This is a genomic window from Nostocoides sp. (genome assembly GCF_035343835.1).
Lineage (GTDB): Bacteria > Actinomycetota > Actinomycetes > Actinomycetales > Dermatophilaceae > Nostocoides_A > Nostocoides_A vanveenii.
Map to the genome: position 1 here is coordinate 1 of NZ_DAOQZV010000234.1, position 4,838 is coordinate 4,838.

Annotated in this window: 6 protein-coding genes; 4 read left to right on the forward strand and 2 right to left on the reverse strand. The window is 72.5% G+C overall.

The annotated features are described in order from the left end of the window. Both PKH97_RS13670 and PKH97_RS13675 read left to right on the forward strand, forming a co-directional pair. Nucleotides 1-617: methyltransferase domain-containing protein (locus PKH97_RS13670; RefSeq protein WP_324388080.1), on the forward strand; the 617-nt coding region annotated here is incomplete at its 5' end. A gap of 6 nt (nucleotides 618-623) precedes the next feature. After that, nucleotides 624-1,610, forward strand: coding sequence for a DNA-3-methyladenine glycosylase 2 family protein (locus PKH97_RS13675; RefSeq protein ID WP_324388081.1), 987 nt, complete (start codon nucleotides 624-626; stop codon nucleotides 1,608-1,610). Here the strand turns inward: PKH97_RS13675 and cofE are convergent. Both cofE and cofD read right to left on the reverse strand, forming a co-directional pair. Then, nucleotides 1,507-2,607 carry a coenzyme F420-0:L-glutamate ligase gene (gene cofE / locus PKH97_RS13680; RefSeq protein WP_324388082.1) on the reverse strand — a complete coding sequence of 367 codons (1,101 nt, stop codon included), beginning with the start codon at nucleotides 2,605-2,607 and terminating at the stop codon, nucleotides 1,507-1,509. The two genes, PKH97_RS13675 and cofE, sit on opposite strands and share 104 nt — an antisense overlap. Next, complete coding sequence (gene cofD / locus PKH97_RS13685; RefSeq protein WP_324388084.1) at nucleotides 2,600-3,577, reverse strand: 2-phospho-L-lactate transferase; 978 nt, start codon at nucleotides 3,575-3,577, stop codon at nucleotides 2,600-2,602. Before cofD ends, cofE begins: the two co-directional genes overlap by 8 nt. 144 nt (nucleotides 3,578-3,721) lie before the next feature. Here cofD and PKH97_RS13690 point away from each other — a divergent pair, with 144 nt between their 5' ends. Continuing rightward, entirely contained in the window at nucleotides 3,722-3,979 is a 258-nt protein-coding gene (locus PKH97_RS13690) for a WhiB family transcriptional regulator (protein ID WP_324388085.1), read from the forward strand. Between the two features lie 38 nt (nucleotides 3,980-4,017). Next, nucleotides 4,018-4,838 (forward strand): glycosyltransferase (locus PKH97_RS13695; protein WP_324388086.1); only part of this gene is annotated, 821 nt, incomplete at its 3' end.

The following is a 4,838-nucleotide window of genomic DNA, read 5'->3' on the forward strand; positions in this document are numbered from 1 at the left end:
GGTTGCGCCTGCCACTGCATCGCGACCGGGTCAAGAACTGGGACGCGCTCGGTGCCGTCGCGGCGGTGCTGTCCCTGGGCGGCCGGGACGGCGCCTTCCCCGCCCGGGTCATGGACGCGGGCAGCGCGCGCTATTCGCCGATCCTGCCGTGGCTGCGGCTCTACGGCGTCCCGGACCTGACGGGGATCAACTTGGAGTTCGCCGGCCCGGTCCGGCGCGACGGCGTGCTCTTTCGCTATGGGGATGTCACGGCCACAGCGCTGCCCAACGGCTACCTCGACGCCATCACCTGCATGTCGGTGATCGAGCACGGTGTCCCGCTGCAGCCCTTCCTGACCGAGTCCGCCCGGGTGCTGCGCTGCGGTGGCGTGCTCGTGATCTCCACCGATTACGACCAAGAGCCGCCGGACACGACCGGGAAAGCCGCCTACGGCGTGCCCGTACACATCTTCGGACCCGCCGAGATCCGCGCCCTGGTCGCTGATGCTGCCGAGGCGGGGCTCGACCTCGTCGGTGAGCTGACCGACGAGGTGCTGGCCCATCCCGAGCGCCCCTGCCATTGGGCCAGGGTGAACCTCGACTACACCTTCATTCTCCTGACCTTCCGCCGTCGCTGACCGGCGATGGCGCAACCGCGGGAACGGCACTATGCGCCGGCCGGGCCGCTGGCCCTCTCGGCGGTGCTGGGCACGTATCGCCACGGGGGAGGGGACCCTACGTGGGCGCGTGACGAGGCAGGCATCTGGCTGGGCCGGCAGACGCCCGCCGGCCCGGGCACCCTCGTGGTCCGGCTGGACGCCGCAGCCGGGACGGTCGTGGGGACCGCCTGGGGAGCCGGCGCCGATTGGCTACTCGACGGACTGCCGGACCTGGTCGGCGCGCGGGACGATTGGGCGGGCTTCGTCGCCCATCACGAGCAGGTGGCCGCCGCTCGACGCGCCAATCCGGGATGGCGGCTGGGCCGCTCTCGGCTGGTGCTCGACTCCCTCGTCCCGGCGATCATCGAGCAGAAGGTCACCGGCAAGGAGGCCTTCGCCGGCTACCGCGCCCTGGTCCGGCGCTTCGGTGAGCCCGCGCCCGGCCCGCGCGTGGGACTGGTGATGGCGCCGACCGCGGCGGGCTGGCGCGGCATACCGTCCTGGGAGTACCTCCGGGCGGGGGTGACGCCCCAGCGCTCCGACACGATCATGCGGGTGACCCGGGTGGCTGGCCGCCTGGAGGAGATCGTCGGTATGCCGTTGCCCGCCGCTCGCGCGCGGCTGCTCGCCCTGCCCGGGGTCGGCGTCTGGACGGCGGCCGAATGCACCCAGCGCGCCCTCGGGGATCCCGATTCGCCGAGCTTTGGCGACTATCACGTCGCCAAGGAGATCGGTTGGGCGCTGCTCGGCCATGACATCGACGATGACGAGCTGGCGCACCTACTGGAGCCGTATGCCGGTCACCGCTATCGCGTGCAGGCCCTCCTCGCGCTCGCCGGCTCCCGCCGGCCCCGGCGCGGCCCCCGTTTTACCCTCCCGACCCATTTGCCCGAAGGGTCAGGACTCGCCCGGCCCGCTCAGCGTGGGCGGTCAGGCCCTCGGACCACAGGGCGACCTCCAGGCGGGCGATGAGCCGGCCCAGGTCGACATCGTCACCGGGGACGTGCAGGACCACCCGTGCTTCGGGCTCGGTGTCGCCGCTCGCTTCGAGCACGGAAGGCGTGTCGGTCAGCGACAAGGCGGCCAGGCGGACGGCCCGGGCCAGGCGTTCGCTTACCGGCTCGGCACCCACCGAGCGGATGCCGACAGCCACCGATTCGGCGGATCCCGGCGCGGCACCGAGTGCGGCCCGGGCGGCCTCGATGTGCCCCATCGCGAAGAAGTCGCCGGGGCCGCGGCGCACGAGGCGGGCCGCATCCTCCCGCGGGACCGAGGAGTCCGGCGCGACCAGCCGGCCCAGCCCGCGCACCAGGGCCACCGGGATGCGCTCGACCTTGCCCTTGACCAGATCGGCCGCGGCCGCGAGCTCGTCCCCAACGGCGATCGCGGTGACGTCCAGCTGCCGGCCGTCGGCATCGGGCAGCCCGCGGTAGTCCTCGATCACCCGCACCCCCGCCGCGCCCAGCGCGAAATCGGTTTGGCCGCCGCGCCAGGGCCGGCCGGCCGTGTCGGTGACGATCACCCCGAACGCGTCATGTCCGGCCAGCAGCGCGAGGCCGGCCCGCAACTGTTCGGCCGCCTCGTCCGGGCGCTCCGGCAGCACCAGGATCGCCTCGCCGGCCCCGGTGTTCGACGCGTCCACGCCGGCGGCGGCGCTCACCACGCCACAGCGGCCTTCGACGATGCGGGTCGCCCCGGTGCTCGTCATCCGCTCGGCCACCACCCGCACCGTCTCCGCGGCGACGACGGCGCGCCGGTCGGTGGAATCGGCATACCGTCCGTGGGCCTTGGAGACGATCTTGCTGGTGACCACCACGATGTCGCCCGGCTCGATCGCCAGCCCCCCGCCGGCGATCCCGGCGTGCACCAGCGCGGCCAGATCCGCGCCGGCTACCACCTCGGGAATGCCCCGCACCCCGATCACGGACACCACCGGGAAAGCCTGAACCTCCACTACAGCGTCAGCCATTGCGCAGCGCCAGACCCAGGTCCAGCGCCGCCCGCGCGAGGCGCGCAGCGCCCGCGCGTTCGCCCATCAGCAGTTCGCGGTCATAGGTCTCGACGCGCAGGCCCGGCAGGCCGGCGACGGCATCGGCCGGGTCGATCAGCCACCCGTCGAGGAAGTCGGCGTACAGACTCGCCACCCCAGCGGCGCTCGATTCCACGCCGATGGCGCTCAGGCAGGCGTCGGCATGCCCGCGCACGGGTCGCCCGCCGATCAGCGGTGACACCCCGACCACCGGCGCGGTGGTGCCGCGCAGGGCATCGCGCACGCCGGGCACGCCCAGGATGATCCCGATCGAGACCACGGGGTTGCTCGGGGGCAGGATCACCAGGTCGGCCTCGCGGATCGCGTCGAGCACCCCGGGCGCCGCGGCCGCTCGGTCCAGCCCAGCCACGACGAAGCGCTGCGCGGGCGTCCGCGTGCGGTCCTCGACCCACCACTGCTGGAAGTGGATCGCCTGCGGGCCGTCCGCGCGCTCAACAACGACATGGGTCTCGACCGGCGCGTCCGTCATAGGCAGCAGGGTGATCCGTTGTTCCGGCAGTCCCCACCGGGTTGCCAGCCGCTCGGTGATGGCGGTCGGCTGTAGGCCCTCGCCGAGCCAGTATGAGCGCGCGATGTGCGTCCCGAAGTCGCGGTCGCCAAGCCCGAACCACTGCGGTCCCACGCCGTATGCCGCGAGCTCACCCTGGACGATGCGGCTGTCGTCCGCGCGTCCCCACCCTTGCGCCTCGTCGATCCCGCCGCCGAGGGTGTAGAGCAGGGTGTCGACATCGGGGCTGACCCGCAGCCCGAAGAGCGTGATGTCGTCGCCAGTATTGGCGACGATCGTCAGATCGGATTGCGCGAGAGCAGGGTCCGCGTCGAGGGCGTCGCGCAGCCCGCGCAGGAAGCGGGCGCCACCGACGCCGCCGGCCAAGGCGGTGATCAACATGGCGGCATCCTTGCGTATATCCCTCGAGGGCTTGACTTCCGGGGTATGACACGCATGTAATTCCATTGGTGTGGTTACGGTACGGGCACGATGTGGCGTGTTCGCTACTGACAAGTAAGTCCGAAGTGGAGTGAGGAGTGGCCCGTGCCTGACGTGGTGTATTTGGGGCTCGCTGTCGACGAAGCCCTGTCCTGGCAGGAGCGTTCGCTGTGTGCCCAGACCGATCCGGAGGCCTTCTTCCCCGAGAAAGGTGGCTCCACCCGGGAGGCCAAGAAGGTCTGCGTCGGCTGCGACGTCCGTGCCGAATGCCTGGCCTACGCTCTGGCCAATGACGAGCGTTTCGGCATCTGGGGCGGGCTCTCCGAGCGCGAGCGCCGCAAGCTGAAGCGGCGCGCGGTCTGAGCCGGCGCGCCTCGGCGCCCGCTTACCGCTGCACCCGTATGACTGCGCCCCTGACGCCTGACGTGCCCGCGTCGGGCCTCCACGTCACGGCTGTTCTCCTCGCCGAGCGCATCGACGATGCGCTCATCGACGCGCTCTGGGCGCTCGCCGACCAGGACTTACCCGCCGATGCCCTGGTCGTGCTCGACGCCACGCCGGCCGGTGATCTCACCGAACGTCTGCCGCGCTCCCAGGCCCTGCTCGGTCAGCTGCCCACCACCACGGTCCTTCGCGTCCGTCCGGGGACCGACCTGCGGGAGGGCCTGCCGGATGCGGTGGCCGCCGCGGACGCTGCGGCCGGCGACGCCGCCAACCCGGGGACGAGCGCCCTGTGGCTACTCACCGGCGCTACGGTGGCCGAGCACGACGCCCTCGGCCATCTCGCCGCCACCCTCGCCGGCTCCCACAGTGTCGGCATGGCCGCCCCCAAACTCACCGACGCCAACCGCACCTCTCGCTTGCAGCGCTTCGGGATCCAGGTCACCCGCTCCGGCCGGCTCCAACTCGACCCGCGCCCCGGCCAACCCGACCAGCAGCAGTACGACGACCGCGTCGATGCCCTCGCGGCGCCCGCCGAGGGCCTGCTCCTGCGTCGCACGACGTATGCCGATCTGGGCGCCCACCGCTCCACGCTCGGCTCGCTCGGGCGCGACCTCGACTACGGCTGGCGCGCCCAACTCGCCGGGCACCGGGTCGAGTTGAGTTCGCGGGCGCGGGTCCGGCTGGGCACGGCATACGCCTCGGTGCCGAGCGCGGCCGATCGCCGCGATGCCCGGCGAGTGGCCCTGGCCCGCGGTCCGATCCTGACCGCCCCGATCCG

Coding starts and splice junctions, on each gene's coding strand:
- PKH97_RS13675 (WP_324388081.1), top strand. CDS start 624: ATGGCGCAACCGCGGGAACGGCACTATGCGCCGGCCGGGCCGCTGGCC.
- cofE (WP_324388082.1), bottom strand. CDS start 2,607: ATGGCTGACGCTGTAGTGGAGGTTCAGGCTTTCCCGGTGGTGTCCGTG.
- cofD (WP_324388084.1), bottom strand. CDS start 3,577: ATGTTGATCACCGCCTTGGCCGGCGGCGTCGGTGGCGCCCGCTTCCTG.